Origin of the sequence: Mesorhizobium sp. L103C131B0, assembly GCF_000502275.1 — a bacterium.
GTDB lineage: Bacteria > Pseudomonadota > Alphaproteobacteria > Rhizobiales > Rhizobiaceae > Mesorhizobium.
Map to the genome: position 1 here is coordinate 1 of NZ_AYXC01000026.1, position 15,233 is coordinate 15,233.

Sequence of the window (15,233 nt, forward strand, 5' to 3'; positions counted from 1 at the left end):
GCGCGGCGGGCGCCGGCGGCAGCCTTCCCTCGGTCCCCGGATCGGCCGGCTTTTCAGCCGGCGGCGTCAGCGATGCAATCGCCGCAGGCGGCGTGGGATTCAGATACGGGTCGAGTGCGCCCGATACATAGGCGGTTCCGACGACCGCGACGGTCCCACCGGCCGCGAACAGAAACGCCTTCAATGGATTAACAGCCATATTTCCCCTACCCCTTAGCCACCTGAAGCCGGTCTAGCGTGTTTTGCCGGCACCGACAAGAAAAAGCCCGGGCTTGTCAGCCCTTGGGGCTTGACCCCGCATTCAGACCCAATCACCAATCACGAATGAACACGATTCGATCCGTCTGCGTCTATTGCGGCTCGTCTCCGGGCCGCGATGAAATCTATGCCAAGGCCGGGCACCTGCTTGGCCGCTCGCTCGCCAAAGCCGGCCTGCGGCTGGTCTATGGCGGCGGCACCAAAGGCATTATGGGCGCAGTCGCCGAAGGCGCGCTCAAGGCCGGCGGCAAGGTAACGGGCATCATTCCGCGCTTCCTCATCAACAAGGAGGCAACCGAAACCGCGCTTGACCGGCTCGACGAGTTGCTGATCACCGACAACATGCACGAGCGCAAGCACAAGATGTTCGAGAAATCCGACGCCTTTGTGGCGCTGCCCGGCGGCATCGGCACGGTCGAGGAAATCGTCGAGATCATGACCTGGGGCCAGCTCGGCCATCACCGCAAGCCGATCGTCTTCGCCAACGTTCAAGGGTTCTGGGATCCGATGCTGGCGCTGCTCGACCATATGGCCAGCGAAGGCTTCATCCACACCGCGCAACGGGTCAAGCCGCTGGTGGTCGAAGACCCCGAGGCCATCGTCGCCGCCATCATGGTGGCGGGGTCGTCGGTCGATGCGCCGACGGAAGGCGTGCAGTCGGTGATTGACAAGATGTGATAGTGACTAGTGAGAGAGGCCCCGCTGCCCATCACGCCGTAGCGCGAAAATCCTCGACGATGGTGCCGGCGGCAGCGACCTCCGCCTCATGGTCCGGCTCCCGCCAGGTCTCGGCGAGACCCGCCGCATACCATTCCTGCATGGCCGGCAGGCCAAGCAATTGCGGGGGATAGGCTGCAGCTGCCCCTTCGAAAGACAGCCCATAGGATAGCACACGGAACGCCACCGGAGCAAAGAAGGCGTCGACGGCGGTAAAATGGCCGCCGGCAAGGAACGGCCCGCCGAACAGGGCAAGGCCATCGTTCCAGAGATCGCCCAAACGGGACAGATCCTGCTTCAGCGCGTCCGACATCGGCAACGGTTTCACCCGCAAGCCGCAATTCATCGGGCATGCGCCGCGCAAGGCCGTGAAACCAGAATGCATTTCGGCGGCGGCCGAGCGCGCCCAGGCTCGCGCCTTGGCCTCGGCAGGCCACACACCATGGTGGCGCTCGGCGAGATACTCGGCAATAGCCAGCGAATCCCAGACAGCCCAGCCGTCATCCACCAGGCAAGGCACGCGCCCGCTGGGCGAGAACGCCCGGTAAAGATCGAAACTGGGCCCGGTCGGAAACGGCGTCAATTGCTCCTCGAACGGAATGTCGAGGGTGCGCATCAGCACCCATGGCCGCAGCGACCATGACGAATAGTTCTTGTTGGCGATATGCAGCACGTACATCGAAAGGCTCCCTACTTCGGGGCCAACGCCACTGGGCTGATTTCACGGCCACGAAACATCGACCAGGAATACATCGCCAATGCCGCCCAGATCAGCGCGAAGGCAATTGCTTGCGTGGTGCCGAACGGCTCGTCGAAAATCAGCACGGCGATCAGGAACACCATGGTCGGTGCGATGTACTGCATGATGCCGATGGTGGAGAGGCGCAGAAGCTTGGCGCCGAAGGCGAACAGAAGCAGCGGCACCGAGGTGACTGGGCCGCAGCCGATGAGCAAAGCCATATCGGTGCCGTTGCTGGAGATGAAATGGTCCTGGCCGTTGACGACCAGGAAGACGATGTAGGCAAGCGCCGGCACCGACAGCAAAAGCACTTCGAGCAGAAAGCCCTGGCTCGGGCCGATCGGCAGCGTCTTGCGGAAGAACCCATAGGCAGCGAAGGAAAACGCCAGCGCCAACGACACCCAAGGCAATTTGCCGGCATCGACGGTCAGAACGGCAACTGCGACCGCCGCCAGCAACACGGCCGCGATCTGCAGCCGGTCGAGCTTCTCGCCGAGCAACAACGCGCCGACGACGATGCTAACTAATGGGTTGATGTAGTATCCGAGCGCGGTCTCGACGGTGCGGTCGACCGAGATCGCCCAGACATAGATGGCCCAGTTGACGGAGATCAGGGTCGCCGTCAGCGCCGCCATGGCGATGCTGCGCGGCGAGCGGATCGCCGCCTTGAAATCGGCTGTGCGGCCGGCCCAGACCAGCACTGCAGCAGCAATCGGCACCGACCAGACGATGCGGTGGGCGATCACCTCGATCAGCGGCAGATGCGCAACCGCCTTCATGTAGAAGGGCAACAGCCCCCATAGCAGATAAGCGCCGAGCGCGAGGAGAAAGCCGCTACGGGCTTTGGAGTCGGCGTCGGGCTGGATCGTGTTGCTGGCCATGGCAAACGCTATGGCCCAGTGGGCCATCCAAAACCATCGCAAAATTATGATGGATCAATGGACTTCCGCTGATGGTTCAAGGGGCGCCGCCAGTTCCTCGCCCCACTTCGAGGGGCGAGGAACCCAAGTCCTGCAAGCTTACTCCGCCGCCACCAATCCCGCCATGTCGCGGTTCTTCATCAGCTTGTAGACGATCGAATCCATCAGCGCCTGGAAGGAGGCGTCGATGATGTTTTCCGAGACGCCGACCGTCCACCAGCGGGCGCCGGTGCCGTCATGCGATTCGATCAGGACGCGGGTGATCGCCTCGGTGCCGCCATTGAGGATACGCACCTTGAAATCGGCGAGCTCCATGTCGGCGATCTCGCTCTGGAATTTGCCGAGGTCCTTGCGCAACGCGATGTCGAGCGCGTTGACCGGGCCGTGGCCTTCGGCCACCGACATCTTCTCCTCGCCCTCGACCATCACCTTGACGATGGCTTCGGAGACCGTCTTCAACTGGCCGTTGGCATCGAAGCGGCGCTCGACCATGCAGCGGAACGAAGTGACGTTGAAGAACTCCGGCAGGCCGTGCAGCATTTTGCGCGCCAACAGCTCGAAGGAGGCATCGGCGCCCTCATAGGCGTAGCCCTCGGCCTCGCGCTCCTTGACCACCGAGATCAGCGCATCGAGACGATGGTCGTCTCTGGGCACATCGATGCCGCGCCGCTTCAGCTCGGCGAGGAAATTGGCCTTGCCGCCCTGGTCCGAAACCATAACGCGGCGGCGGTTGCCTACCGCCTCGGGCGGCACATGTTCATAGGTCGCCGGCTCCTTGGCCAGTGCGGAGGCATGGATGCCGGCCTTGGTGGCGAAGGCCGAGGCGCCGACATAGGGCGCCTGCGCTTCCGGAGCGCGGTTCAGCAATTCGTCGAAGGCGCGGGAAAGCCGGGATATCCCGGTCAGCGCCTCGGCCGAGATGCCGGTTTCAAACCGATCGGCGAAGGCCGGCTTCAGCGCCAGCGTCGGTACGATCGAGACCAGATTGGCGTTGCCGCAGCGCTCGCCGATGCCGTTCAGCGTGCCTTGGATCTGGCGCACGCCGGCCTCGACGGCGGCGAGCGAATTGGCCACCGCCTGGCCGGTGTCGTCATGGGCATGGATGCCGAGATGGCCGCCCGGAATACCTGAAACAATGACCTTGTCGACGATGGCGCGCACTTCCGAGGGCTGCGTGCCGCCATTGGTGTCGCACAACACCACCCAGCGCGCGCCGGCTTCATAGGCAGTCCTGGCGCAGGCCAGTGCGTAGTCCGGATTGGCCTTGAAGCCGTCGAAGAAATGCTCGCAATCGACCATCGCTTCCTTGCCCGCGGCGATTGCTGCTTCGACCGAAGCCTTGATGGAGTCGAGGTTTTCCTCATTGGTGCAGCCGAGCGCGACGCGGACATGATAGTCCCAGCTCTTGGCGACGAAGCAGATGGCGTCGGACTTGGACTGCACGAGCGCTGCCAGGCCCGGGTCGTTGGATGCCGACACGCCTGCCCGCTTGGTCATGCCGAAGGCGACGAACTTTGCCTTCGCCGTGCGCTTCTGCTGGAAGAAGGCGGTGTCGGTCGGATTGGCACCGGGATAGCCGCCTTCGACATAGTCCATGCCGAACTCATCGAGCAGCTTGGCAATCGCGATCTTGTCCTCGACGGAAAAGTCGATGCCCGGCGTCTGCTGGCCATCGCGGAGGGTTGTGTCGAAGAGATAGAGGCGTTGTTTGGTCATTGTTCTGTTGGCGCGCGAGCACCCCCCTCTGGCCTGCCGGCCATCTCCCCCTCAAGGGGGAAGATCGGCAGCTTTAGCGTCGGATCGTTTCCTGCAGCGATGAAGATTTGCGAAAGCGCCGATGACAGCCAATCTCCCCCCTTGAGGGGGAGATGTCCGGCAGGACAGAGGGGGGTGCCACGCGCTGTCATTTCCTCGCAAACCCATCCGTCGCGCGTATCAGCCGATCCAGAATCCCCGGCTCCGAATAGGAATGGCCGGCGCCTTCAATGAGGTGGAAATCCGCCTTCGGCCAGGCCTTGTGCAGGGCCCAGGCATAGCGCGCCGGGCACGGCATGTCGTAGCGGCCGTGGACGATTGTGCCGGGAATATCCGCGAGCTTATGGGCATCGCGCAGAAGCTGCCCCTCCTCCAGCCAGCCGGCGTGGACGAAATAGTGGTTCTCGATGCGGGCAAAGGCGATGGCGAAGTGGTCCTCGCCGAACTTGTCGCTGGTCTCCGGCTCCGGTAGCAGCGTGATCGTCTCACCTTCCCACAGGCTCCAGGCAAGGGCGGCTTCCAGCTGCGCCTTGCCATCGGCGCCGACCAACCGCCTGCGGTAAGCGGCCATCATGTCGCCGCGCTCGGCTTCAGGAATTGGCGCCAGGAAACGCTCCCATTTGTCGGGGAACATCTCGGAGACGCCGAACTGATAGTACCATTCGAGCTCGGCGCGGGTCAGCGTGTAGATGCCGCGCACGACAAGCTCGCTGACGCGATTAGGATGCGTCTCGGCATAGGCCAGCGCCAGCGTCGAGCCCCACGAGCCGCCGAACACCAGCCATTTTTCGAAGCCGCACATCTCACGCAGCCGCTCGATGTCGGCAACCAGGTGCCAGGTGGTGTTGGCCTCGAGCGAGGCGTTGGGTGTCGATTTCCCGCAGCCGCGCTGGTCGAACAGGATGACGTCGTAAAGCTTCGGGTCGAACAATTGCCGATGTTTTGGCGAGAAGCCGCCGCCAGGACCGCCATGCAGGAACACGGCCGGCTTGGCGCCCCTGGTGCCGGAGCGCTCCCAATAGATATGATGGCCGTCGCCGACATCGAGCATGCCGGACTCGAAGGCCTCGATCTCGGGATAAAGAGTACGAAGTTCACTGTTCATTTCATTGCTCATATCTTCAGGCCGTGCGCGGGCCAGTCCGTGGTTTCGTGGTCGGGATGCTGGAACGAGATGATCTGCTCCTGGCGGGAGTAGAAATCCGGATCCTGATGCACGGGCTGGTCAAAGATCGTTTCCACCCAAGGCAATCGGACCGCGTAGTTGACCTGGATTTGCGGCGCCAGATCGGAGCGGTCGTCGAAGGCGCCGATGGCGATCTCCAGTGCGCCAGGTTGGCGATAGGTCAGCGGTGTACCGCAGCGGGCACAGAAGCCGCGATCGATGTTGACCGACGACTGGAAGTAGGTCGGCTCCTCGCGCACCCATTCGACGCCATCCTTGGGCACTGTCACCAGGGCGCCGAAAAACGACCCGAACTGTTTCTGGCACATGCGGCAATGGCAGATGGACGCCCGGCCGAGCTTGCCCTTGATGCGGAAACGCACGGCGCCGCACTGGCAGCCGCCGGTTCGAACTTCATCCGTCATGATTTTCCCTCTGGCGGCCGGTGTTCGGTGTCCCATTGGTCGGTGTCATGGTCGGGATGCTGGTAGGAGACGAGCTCGGCGAGATAAGGCGCCGACGACATGTCGGCCATAGTGTCCTCGGCCGGCAATTGCGGGATGGTATCGACATAGGGAAGTTTTGCCTCCGTGCCCCACTGGATCAGCGGCACGATATCAGCCGGATTGTCGAAGGCGCCAATGGCGAGGCCGATGCCGTCGGGCGCGGTAAAGGTCAGCGGCGTGCCGCAATTGGCGCAAAAGCCACGATCGACATGGCTGGACGAGGCGAAATATTTCGGTTCGCCGCGCGTCCAGTCGAGTTTGGCGCCACGCACCGAGACCAGGGGCGCGTAAAATGAGCCGAACGCCTTCTGGCACATGCGGCAATGGCAGATCGAGGCGTCACCCAGCGCACCCTCGACGCGAAAGCGCACCGCGCCGCACTGGCAGCCGCCGGTGTAGATCGGCCGGTTGTCGAGGCTCATGGCGTTTCACTCCGTTTCATAGTCATTCGGGCGCATGGCAGACGGCCTCGACATTGTTGCCGTCGGGATCCAAGACGAAGGCGCCGTAATAGTCCGGGTGATAATGCGGGCGCAGCCCCGGCCCGCCATTGTCCTTGCCGCCGGCGGCGAGCGCCGCGGCATGGAAGGCGTCGACCTCGGCGCGGCTGCGCGCGGTGAAGGCGACGTGCTGATGGGTCCTCGGCTTGTCATCGCTGGCCTGCAGCCAGAACACCGGCCGGTCGCGGCCATAACCGCCGACCTTGGCGCCGCCGGTATATTCCAGTGGCACCATGTAGATCAGCGAGGCGCCAAGCGGCGCCATCGCCTGGTCATAAAAGGCTTTCGACGCGCCGAAATCGGCGACATTGATGCCGAGATGGTCGATCATGAAACAAGTTCCTCCCTTGCTGGCGCCGGCACGTCGGCGCCGGCCAAGCCGGCCTCGATCACGATGTGCTGGCAGACATTGTCGATATCGCGGATGACGTCGTCGTTCCAGAAGCGCAGGATGGTCCAGCCACTGGCACTCAATTGAGCGCTGCGTGCCTTGTCGCGTTCTGCATCTTCTACGTCGGCATGCTGACTGCCATCAACCTCGACTACGAGGTGGTGGGCCGAACAGGCGAAGTCGACAATGTAGGGCCTAATCGGTACCTGTCGGCGAAAGCTCATCCCCATCAGCCGGTGAGCCCGCAACTCATTCCACAGTTTCAGCTCGGCATCGGTCATGACGCGACGCATGGACTTTGCATTCTTGCGCTGACGCGATGGAACGAGGTCGTGACCCATGCTCAGGCCACTCCGCGCTGGCGATTAGCGAAAACCGAGGCGAGGGCTGATCTCCCCCCTTGCGGGGGAGATTGGCTGTCGCTCCGGCCTTCGCCAATCTTACAACGGTGTCTCGCGCCACCCTCACCGCTTTACCTCCCACGTCGTCACGCGTTCGCCAGTGATAGGATCCTTGCCGTCTTTCAGCTGCACGCCCTGCGCCAGAAGCTCATCGCGGATGCGATCGGCTTCGGCCCAGTTTTTCGCTGCGATCAGTTCCAAGCGCTTGGCGATCGCCTTGGCGACCGCAACCTCGTCGACCTTGGCCGCGCCGATATCGAAGCCGAGGAACAACAGCGATGCCTTCAGCGATGCGGCCGCTTCGTTGCCCTCCGCGGCCTCACCGGCAAGCTGCGTGAGCTGCTGGAAGGCGGCATAGGTGGCGAGGTCGTCAGACAGCGCCGCCACAACCTCCGCCGGAACTTGCCCTGCCGACGGGGCGAGATCGGCGGCGCGCTTCCATTTGCGCAGCGTATTCTCGGCCTCTTCCAGCTTGCGTACGGAAAAGTCGATCGGCTCGCGGTAATGCGTCATCAGCATCGCCAGCCGCAGCACCTCGCCCGGCCATTTGCGGCCGCCGAAAGTGTCGGTCTCCAGCAGTTCGGCGATGGCGTAGAAATTGCCGAGGCTCTTCGACATTTTCTGGCCCTCGACCTGCAGGAAGCCGTTGTGCATCCAGACATTGGCCATGACGTCGGTGCCGTGGGCGCAACGCGACTGGGCGATCTCGTTCTCATGGTGGGGGAAGATCAGGTCCAAGCCGCCGCCATGGATATCGAAGACATCGCCGAGATAGGCGGCCGACATGGCCGAGCATTCGATGTGCCAACCGGGCCGGCCCCTGCCCCATGGGCTGTCCCAGCCGGGCTCTTCCGGTGACGACAATTTCCACAGCACGAAATCGCCCGGGTTCTTCTTGTGAGCGTCGACGGCAATTCGCGCACCGGCCTGCTGTTCGTCGAGATTACGCTTCGACAGCTCGCCATATTCCGGCATCGAGGCGGTGTCGAACAGCACTTCGCCGGCGGCGACATAGGCGTGGCCGCGTTGGATCAAACGTTCGATGAGGGTGATCATGTCAACCTTGCCGTCGGCGCGGCGCGCCACGAACTCGGTGGCGCGCGGCTCGACCGTCGGCGGCAAGCAGCCTAGTGCGGCGACATCCTTGTGGTACTGATCGGCGGTCTTTTCGGTGACGCGGCGGATCGCTTCGTTGAGCGTCAGGTTTCCCGACGCGATCTCGGCGCCGAAATCGCGCAGCGCGCGGGCGTTAATCTTGTCGTCGACATCTGTGATGTTGCGCACATACGTGACACCAGTCTCGCCATAGAGGTGACGCAGCAAACGGAACAGCACGTCGAAGACGATAGCCGGACGCGCATTGCCGATATGGGCAAAGTCGTAGACGGTTGGGCCGCAGACATACATGCGCACATTCGACAGGTCGATCGGGACGAACACGTCCTTCGTCCGCGTTAGCGTGTTGTAGAGGCTGAGACCCTTCGATGCGTCAGACATGCGTGCCCTTCCGGTCCGTTAAGTTCTGGAGAGAGCCTTACCTGTGCCAAGGCACAAATCGGGCTCCAGCCTGCTGGCCGGGGCGTTTGTCCACTCTGGGGAAAAATGAGGCGAAAACGTCCGGACCAGCGCGAAGCTAGCCAATAATGCAAATGCCACAAATGGCGAAAAACGTTTTCATCGGCGGCTTTATCGCCTTGGGCGGTGTTGCCGTCAAGTCGCAACTTCCAGCAAAAGCGTCGCTGGATCATAGGTCAGGAGCCGCTGAAACATTTTATTAAACATGTCGGCACAGTCATGAAACATTCGCCGGCTAGTCCACCATAGGTCACGATTCGGTCAGATTCGGCCGGCAAACGCAGACACGGAAATGTTACCAGGGAAGAGATCGATGTCACGAACCAAGCAGGAATCGAGCCGCGCCAAGCAACCGGCGCTCGCCAACCACTACCGTGCGATCGGCCCGGCCGCGATCGTCGCCGCCCTTCTCCATACCGCGAAGAATAAAAAGCCGGCGCCGAAAATCACTTCGCCCCGCGCTGCCTGAACAGGCATCGTGCCGCCGCCGACAAGGCGTGCGCCGGAACGGAAGGCTGAGGCCCCATAGCGCGCCTGAAACAACAGCTCTTCCTATTGAGCAGGTTCTTCCCGAAGGCCGGACTGGCTTCTTGGGAACGCGCTCTAAAACAGCGTCATCTGACTGCCGTCCGCGCCGGGCTTCTGGCGCCTGACCTTGTCGGGCTCGACGATGCCCATGTCCTGTATCTCCGGCCCGGTGTTGGCGACCTTGCTGACGAGGTCGGAGACCGGAATTGCCTCGAAGAAATCGGGCAGCGCGGGTTTGAGCAGGTCGGCCACGTCGCGCGGTTCGAGCGTGCGGCAGTCCAGCCAGCGGTCAAAATCTTCAGGCGCGATCACCACCGGCATCCGGTCATGGATATGGGCGATGCTGGCATTGGCGTTGACGGTAAGAATGGCGCCGGTGTCCATTTCCGAACCGCCCGGCTCGGAATAGGTTTCAATCAGCCCGGCAAAGGCGATCAACCCGCCACGCCTCGGCCGTATCCAGTAGGGCTGGCCCTTCTTGCCGCTGCCGGATTGCTGCCACTCATAGAAGCCGGAGGCCGGCACCAAGGCACGGCGATGGCGCATGGCGGCTTTGAACGAGGCTTTTTCAATAGCGCCTTCCGAACGCGCGTTGATGAGCAGCGGAAATTTCCTGGTGTCCTTGACCCAGGTGGGGACCAGCCCCCAGCGCACCAGCATCGCCTGGCGATCCGGGAAATTCGAGCCCGGCATGCGCGGCGGCCCCGACAGCGCCATCAGCACCGGCTGCGTCGGCGCGATGTTGTAGCGGGCCGGAAAATCGTCCAGCTCCGCCACGCCGAGCAAGGCGGCGGTCTGGTCCGGCGTGGCCGTCAGGGCAAAGCGTCCGCACATTGGCAAGCTCGATGAATTGATCCGATCGCGAACGTGGCGATGGAACCGGCGCTGCGCAACCGCTAAAGCTGCTCGCTGCCAGCCGGTCCACAGGGTGTGGCCTCACATAAGCGAATCGATATCGATGAACGAGCAGCGCAAGACACTTCCCGCAGTCTCGGTCGCCGTCGTGCGCGGCAGGACGGTGCTGCTGGTCAAGCGGGCGCGGCCGCCGTCGCAGGGGCTTTATGCCTTTCCCGGCGGCAAGGTCGAGCCCGGCGAGACGCTGCAAGAAGCAGCGTCGCGCGAATTGCTGGAGGAAACCGGGCTGCGTGCGCAGGACTATCGTCCGCTTCGCGACATCCGCATCGACGGCAGCGGCGAGAATCACCCGGTCGACTATCTGCTGACCGTGTTCGGCGCCGTTTATGCCGGCGGCGAAGCGACGGCCAGCGACGATGCCGAGACCGCTGCCTTCTATAGTCTTGATGAAATGGCGACGCTGCCGCTCGCGGGTGACGTCATGGAGGTGGCTGAAGAGCTTTTGGCCTGAAGCAGGCCCATATCTGCCGCTCCGAGAATCGCCTTGCAGGCGACAAAATGTTTCGTCAGATAGACTTATGACCCGCACCTCGCTGTTCCTTGCCGCATGCATCGCCACCGCCACGGCTGTTGGCGTGCAGCCGGCGCTGGCCGCCGAGTCGCCGTTCGAGCCCGGGCTGATGCGACTGGCCGAGGTGCTGGGGTCGCTGCATTTCCTGCGCAATCTGTGCGGCGAAAAGGGCGACCAGTGGCGCACCGAGATGGAAAAGCTGATCGATTCGGAAAATCCCGATCCGGAGCGGCGTGCCCGCTTCATCGCCAGCTTCAACCGCGGTTACCGTTCCTTCGGCGGCACCTATACCCAATGCACGCCGTCAGCGACCGAAGCCATCAGCCGCTACATGAAGGAAGGCGAGACGCTGTCGCGCGACATCGCCTCGCGTTACGGCAACTGACGAGCGCCAGACGGCGTTTAGCCAACGCCTTTTCGAGCACCCGCCTTGTATCCACGGCACGTTGATGCAATCTTGGTGTTGCACTTGCGCAACAGTATTAACGAAACGTTAGCGCGCGAATGCGGAATTAACTCAAACTGAAGGTTTTCATCCCGCTCACCGGTCTAATCGGCTAAGTTTGAATCGGACCGAACGCAGGCGACGAAGTTGTAAAGACGATCAAAAAAATGTCGTATTTACAGATACTTACTTAGCCTGCGTGAGATAGGGGCAGCCCAAGCCGGATCCGACCCGTCGGACCGCCGCTTGAAAAGGTGGACATCGCAAATGGAACATGGCGTCAACGACATCGACGCGCTGGTCAGGGAAGAAAAGCGCCTGACCGCGGTGGAAAGCCATAGCGAGGCCTGGGCGGAAGGTCTGTCGGCCGGCATAGAACCTGAGATCATCGCCGAGGCAGCGCTTGAAACCGCGTTCGGCGAGATGCTGCGAGCCAATGGCGAAACCTCGGCCCTTGCCCTGCTCGATCGCATGCGTGAAAAGGTGATCGCCGGCGCCTTCGAGCCGGAGCGGTTTCGGCACTAGGCGTCGCGCGTCTCAGAGGGTGCACTGCCAGCTTACCGGTTCTTTGACGACGGCGAGTCGTTTGGGCATCATGCCTGAAGAGCCTAGGCCCGAGGAGAGGCAAGCGGTGAATTTTTCGATGTCAGGCCGGCCTCGCGGCGTGGCCCTCAGCATCTGGCTTGCCGCTTCCTGCGCCGCGGTTCCGCTGGCGCTTGTCCTGACCAGCAACCCTGCCTATGCGCTGAGCGAGATCAAGCGCGAGGAGCTTCCAGCTCCTGCCGGGCCACCAGCCAATGGTGAGACGGCGCCGTCTGAAAATTCAGTGCCAATGCCCGATCTGCCCGGCACGGCGCCACCGGCCGCCAGCCAGCCGAAATCGCCCACGGAGCCCGAACAAAGCCAACCGGAAGCCCCCGCCAACGATGGCGGCGTGGCCAACCCAAGTGCCGATCCCGAAGGGCCGGTGCCTGAAGTCGTCTACGACCTTTCCAAATTGCCGGAGCCCGTCAGGCGCATGCGCGATCTGATGGTCGAGGCCTGCGTCAGCGGCGACATCGAGAAGCTGCGGCCGCTGATCGGCAAGGGCGACACCATGACCCAATTGTCGCTGGGCGAAATCGAGGGCGACCCGATCGCGTTCCTGAAAGGGCTATCGGGCGACAAGGAAGGTCAGGAAATCCTCGCTATCCTGGAAGAGGTGCTCAATGCCGGCTATGTCCATGTAGACGTCGGCACACCGCAGGAACTCTATGTCTGGCCGTATTTCTTCGCCCTGCCGCTGGACAAGCTCAACGCCAGACAGCGGGTCGAACTGTTCAAGATCGTCACCGCCGGCGACTATGACGACATGAAGCAGTTCGGCGCCTACATCTTCTACCGCGTCGGCATCACGCCGGCCGGGCAGTGGACATTCTTCGTCGCCGGGGATTGAACGGCGATTCCCCTGGGATGGCTACTGGCTAGGGCTAGAAAGCTCGAGGCCTGTGTCAGGCCATATGCGGATACCTTCATTTCGAAGGGCCGAAATCGCTTCGACCGCCGCGTTGGGATCCATTTGCAGCACCTCGGCGGCATGCCGCAATTCTTCCTTGTCCCGCAGCCTGTTTACCACCCAAGCCACCTTGCGCTCGATATCCACGCCATAGGCCGCCTTCGCCTTGCCAACAGCGTCGCTCGGGATTTCCTTATAGATGCCAACCAGCACTCCAAGATCGATGGCATCGCGATATGCAATTGCACGGTCCTGACATCGATCCGCGTTCGCCAGCAACTTCTCGGCAAACATATCCGCCGGGACCAGGGCGGATACATTCAGATCGTCGTCGAAATGGCCTCGCAGTTTTATGCGGCCTTCGCGGATGACTTCAAACTTGATCGTTTGGCCTTTCAACCGCACGATCGTCCGCAAGCCATATTGATCGATCTGGAAGTCCCGAACAGCCTCGACCGGCTCAGGAAAGAATGCTCTGACGCCACGTTCGGCTGCGGAGGTCCGCAATTCGCGATAGCCATCACTGTCGGCACACAGGAAGTCCACATCCAGTGAGCGGCGATATTCCCCGAATTTCATAACGATCGCAGTGCCACCGCCGAACCAGCACTGGTTTGCGGTCAGGAAATGGCGATCCATCAACCCGAGCGCTTCGGCAATGATCTGGTGCTCGGGCCTCTTGAATTCCATCATGACGCTCGCGGTGTGTCCTGTTGATATTCCGGCTGCGAGGAACGATCAGGTGAGGGAAATCAGCCGGCGGTCAAGAGCACGCCGTGACCGAATTTGTCTGCCAAACTTTGGATAAGCATCTTCTCACGCACAGTAAGACGCTTTTGATCGACAAACCGCCAATTACGCTCATACAGCGCAAATGCCTCTTCGGCCGGAATCGGGCGTGCCGCATCGCGGTTCCAGGCGAGCGCCTGGAGCTCCGGAAACTCCGCAGGGACAATCATGGGCGCGATATCTGCGTTCATAATGCCCTTAACGTAGTGGATAGCGCTTAAAAAATCCAACGCAGCAAGAAACCGCTAAGCCGGCAGCGCCTCGGAAAACTCTACCGGCCTGCCCTGCCCGGGCGTGACGATCTCGCCTTCCCACATCACGCGACGACCGCGCACGATGGTGCCGATCGGCCAGCCGGTGACTTCCTTGCCGTCATAGGGCGTCCAGCCGGCCCTGGAGCCGGCTTGCGCATTGGTGATGGTCTCGCGCCGCTGGAGGTCGACAATGGTGAAATCGGCATCGTAGCCGGCGGCGATGCGGCCTTTCCTGGCCATGCCGAAGATGCGCTGCGGGCCGTGGCTGGAGAGGTCGACGAAGCGCTGCAGGGTCAGCAGGCCTGAATTGACATGGTCGAGCATGATCGGCACCAGCGTCTGCACCCCGGTCATGCCGGACGGCGAGGCCGGATAGGGCTTTGCCTTCTCGGCCGGCGTGTGCGGGGCGTGATCGGAGCCCAGCACGTCAATGATGCCTTGCGCAATGCCGTGCCAGACGCCGTCGCGATGGCGGGCCGCGCGAACCGGGGGATTCATCTGGATCAGCGTGCCCAGCCGCGCATAGTCGTCGGCGGCGAGTGTCAAATGGTGCGGCGTCGCCTCGCAGGTGGCGACATCCTTGTGCTGTTGGAGGAAGATGATTTCCTCGGCAGTGGAGATATGCAGCACATGGATGCGGGCGCGGGTGTTTCGCGCGATGCGCACCAGCCGCTCGGTACAGCGAAGCGCCGCGATCTCATCGCGCCAGACGGGATGCGATGACGGGTCGCCCTCGACGCGCAGGCCCAGGCGCTCGCGCAGCCGGAACTCGTCCTCCGAGTGAAAGGCGGCACGGCGGCGGGTGTTGCGCAGGATCGATGCGACACCCTCGTCGTCCTCGACTAGCAGGTCGCCGGTGGACGAGCCCATGAACACCTTTATCCCGGCAGCACCCGGCAGCCGCTCGAGCTCACCGACATCATCGGCATTCTCGCGCGTGCCGCCAACCCAGAAGGCGAAGTCGCAATGCATCCGGCTGGTGGCGCGGCGCACCTTGTCGGCAAGCGCCGCCTCGCTGGTGGTCAGCGGATTGGTGTTGGGCATTTCGAAGACGGCGGTGACCCCGCCCAGCACAGCCGCGCGCGAGCCCGTCTCCAGATCTTCCTTGTGCTCCAGCCCCGGCTCGCGAAAATGCACCTGACTGTCGACGACGCCTGGCAGGACGTGCAGCCCGCGACAGTCGATCGCTTCGCCGGCCGAAGCTTGGCGAAGATCGCCTACTGCGACGATGCGACCACCCCTAACGCCGACATCGCGCGCGGCTTCGCCATCATGGTTGACCACAGTGCCGCCTGTCAGGATGAGGTCGTAGGTGGTGGCCATGGGCGTTCGGTCTCTTGCGGGGGGAGTATCGTCGGCTTACGTAAAG

At 62.6% G+C, this 15,233-nt stretch carries 19 protein-coding genes and 1 pseudogene; 6 read left to right on the forward strand and 14 right to left on the reverse strand.

Annotated elements, in window-relative coordinates:
- Window positions 1–199 (reverse strand): annotated as a pseudogene (locus X730_RS01000000164905) (peptigoglycan-binding protein LysM); the annotation flags it as partial.
- A gap of 125 nt (window positions 200–324) precedes the next feature.
- On the opposite strand from X730_RS01000000164905, the gene X730_RS138060 reads away from it, so the two are divergent.
- Window positions 325–936 (forward strand): TIGR00730 family Rossman fold protein, encoded by a 612-nt coding sequence (locus X730_RS138060; protein ID WP_023673582.1) that lies wholly within the window; start codon window positions 325–327, stop codon window positions 934–936.
- A 31-nt stretch (window positions 937–967) separates the two neighbouring features.
- On the opposite strand, the gene X730_RS138055 is transcribed toward X730_RS138060, so the two are convergent.
- From X730_RS138055 to cysS, 9 genes are all read right to left on the reverse strand, one after another.
- A complete protein-coding gene (locus X730_RS138055; RefSeq protein WP_023827486.1) occupies window positions 968–1,654 on the reverse strand; it encodes a glutathione S-transferase family protein in 687 nt (228 codons plus the stop codon).
- Between the two features lie 11 nt (window positions 1,655–1,665).
- Entirely contained in the window at window positions 1,666–2,595 is a 930-nt protein-coding gene (gene rarD / locus X730_RS138050; protein WP_023824155.1) for an EamA family transporter RarD, read from the reverse strand.
- A gap of 138 nt (window positions 2,596–2,733) precedes the next feature.
- Window positions 2,734–4,350, reverse strand: a complete 1,617-nt coding sequence (cimA, locus tag X730_RS138045) for a citramalate synthase (protein ID WP_023709768.1) — start codon at window positions 4,348–4,350, stop codon at window positions 2,734–2,736.
- Between the two features lie 187 nt (window positions 4,351–4,537).
- Window positions 4,538–5,494 carry a prolyl aminopeptidase gene (gene pip, locus X730_RS138040; protein WP_023824156.1) on the reverse strand — a complete coding sequence of 319 codons (957 nt, stop codon included), beginning with the start codon at window positions 5,492–5,494 and terminating at the stop codon, window positions 4,538–4,540.
- Window positions 5,495–5,502: 8 nt separating this feature from the next.
- Window positions 5,503–5,979 (reverse strand): GFA family protein, encoded by a 477-nt coding sequence (locus tag X730_RS138035; protein WP_023684470.1) that lies wholly within the window; start codon window positions 5,977–5,979, stop codon window positions 5,503–5,505.
- The gene (locus X730_RS138030; protein WP_023705379.1) at window positions 5,976–6,482 is read right to left on the reverse strand and encodes a GFA family protein; all 507 of its coding nucleotides are present in this window, start codon (window positions 6,480–6,482) and stop codon (window positions 5,976–5,978) included. Before X730_RS138030 ends, X730_RS138035 begins: the two co-directional genes overlap by 4 nt.
- A 22-nt stretch (window positions 6,483–6,504) precedes the next feature.
- Entirely contained in the window at window positions 6,505–6,891 is a 387-nt protein-coding gene (locus X730_RS138025) for a VOC family protein (RefSeq protein ID WP_023684472.1), read from the reverse strand.
- On the reverse strand, window positions 6,888–7,292 hold the full coding sequence (locus X730_RS138020) for an endonuclease domain-containing protein (RefSeq protein WP_023684473.1): 405 nt from the start codon (window positions 7,290–7,292) through the stop codon (window positions 6,888–6,890). Before X730_RS138020 ends, X730_RS138025 begins: the two co-directional genes overlap by 4 nt.
- Before the next feature lie 123 nt (window positions 7,293–7,415).
- Window positions 7,416–8,849 carry a cysteine--tRNA ligase gene (gene cysS, locus X730_RS138015; protein ID WP_023827489.1) on the reverse strand — a complete coding sequence of 478 codons (1,434 nt, stop codon included), beginning with the start codon at window positions 8,847–8,849 and terminating at the stop codon, window positions 7,416–7,418.
- A 391-nt stretch (window positions 8,850–9,240) separates the two neighbouring features.
- On the opposite strand from cysS, the gene X730_RS1000000166865 reads away from it, so the two are divergent.
- On the forward strand, window positions 9,241–9,396 hold the full coding sequence (locus tag X730_RS1000000166865) for a hypothetical protein (protein ID WP_023673568.1): 156 nt from the start codon (window positions 9,241–9,243) through the stop codon (window positions 9,394–9,396).
- 134 nt (window positions 9,397–9,530) lie between these two features.
- On the opposite strand, the gene X730_RS138010 is transcribed toward X730_RS1000000166865, so the two are convergent.
- Window positions 9,531–10,289 (reverse strand): SOS response-associated peptidase, encoded by a 759-nt coding sequence (locus tag X730_RS138010; protein ID WP_023754766.1) that lies wholly within the window; start codon window positions 10,287–10,289, stop codon window positions 9,531–9,533.
- Window positions 10,290–10,413: 124 nt separating this feature from the next.
- Here X730_RS138010 and X730_RS138005 point away from each other — a divergent pair, with 124 nt between their 5' ends.
- The 4 genes from X730_RS138005 (at window position 10,414) to X730_RS137990 (ending at window position 12,761) form a co-directional block, all read left to right on the forward strand.
- A complete protein-coding gene (locus X730_RS138005) occupies window positions 10,414–10,821 on the forward strand; it encodes an NUDIX hydrolase (RefSeq protein ID WP_023827490.1) in 408 nt (135 codons plus the stop codon).
- A gap of 67 nt (window positions 10,822–10,888) precedes the next feature.
- Window positions 10,889–11,266: a TIGR02301 family protein gene (locus X730_RS138000; RefSeq protein WP_023754767.1), complete on the forward strand. Its 378-nt coding sequence runs from the start codon at window positions 10,889–10,891 to the stop codon at window positions 11,264–11,266.
- Between the two features lie 327 nt (window positions 11,267–11,593).
- Window positions 11,594–11,851 carry a hypothetical protein gene (locus tag X730_RS137995; protein ID WP_023673564.1) on the forward strand — a complete coding sequence of 86 codons (258 nt, stop codon included), beginning with the start codon at window positions 11,594–11,596 and terminating at the stop codon, window positions 11,849–11,851.
- Window positions 11,852–11,957: 106 nt separating this feature from the next.
- Window positions 11,958–12,761, forward strand: a complete 804-nt coding sequence (locus X730_RS137990) for a hypothetical protein (RefSeq protein ID WP_031197385.1) — start codon at window positions 11,958–11,960, stop codon at window positions 12,759–12,761.
- A 21-nt stretch (window positions 12,762–12,782) separates the two neighbouring features.
- Here the strand turns inward: X730_RS137990 and X730_RS137985 are convergent, their stop codons facing one another.
- From X730_RS137985 to X730_RS137975, 3 genes are all read right to left on the reverse strand, one after another.
- Window positions 12,783–13,511, reverse strand: a complete 729-nt coding sequence (locus X730_RS137985) for a nucleotidyl transferase AbiEii/AbiGii toxin family protein (RefSeq protein ID WP_023684480.1) — start codon at window positions 13,509–13,511, stop codon at window positions 12,783–12,785.
- A 62-nt stretch (window positions 13,512–13,573) separates the two neighbouring features.
- Window positions 13,574–13,801 carry a hypothetical protein gene (locus tag X730_RS137980; protein WP_027049982.1) on the reverse strand — a complete coding sequence of 76 codons (228 nt, stop codon included), beginning with the start codon at window positions 13,799–13,801 and terminating at the stop codon, window positions 13,574–13,576.
- Window positions 13,802–13,855: 54 nt separating this feature from the next.
- Window positions 13,856–15,187, reverse strand: a complete 1,332-nt coding sequence (locus tag X730_RS137975; protein ID WP_023698668.1) for a dihydroorotase — start codon at window positions 15,185–15,187, stop codon at window positions 13,856–13,858.
- Window positions 15,188–15,233 lie beyond the last annotated feature (46 nt).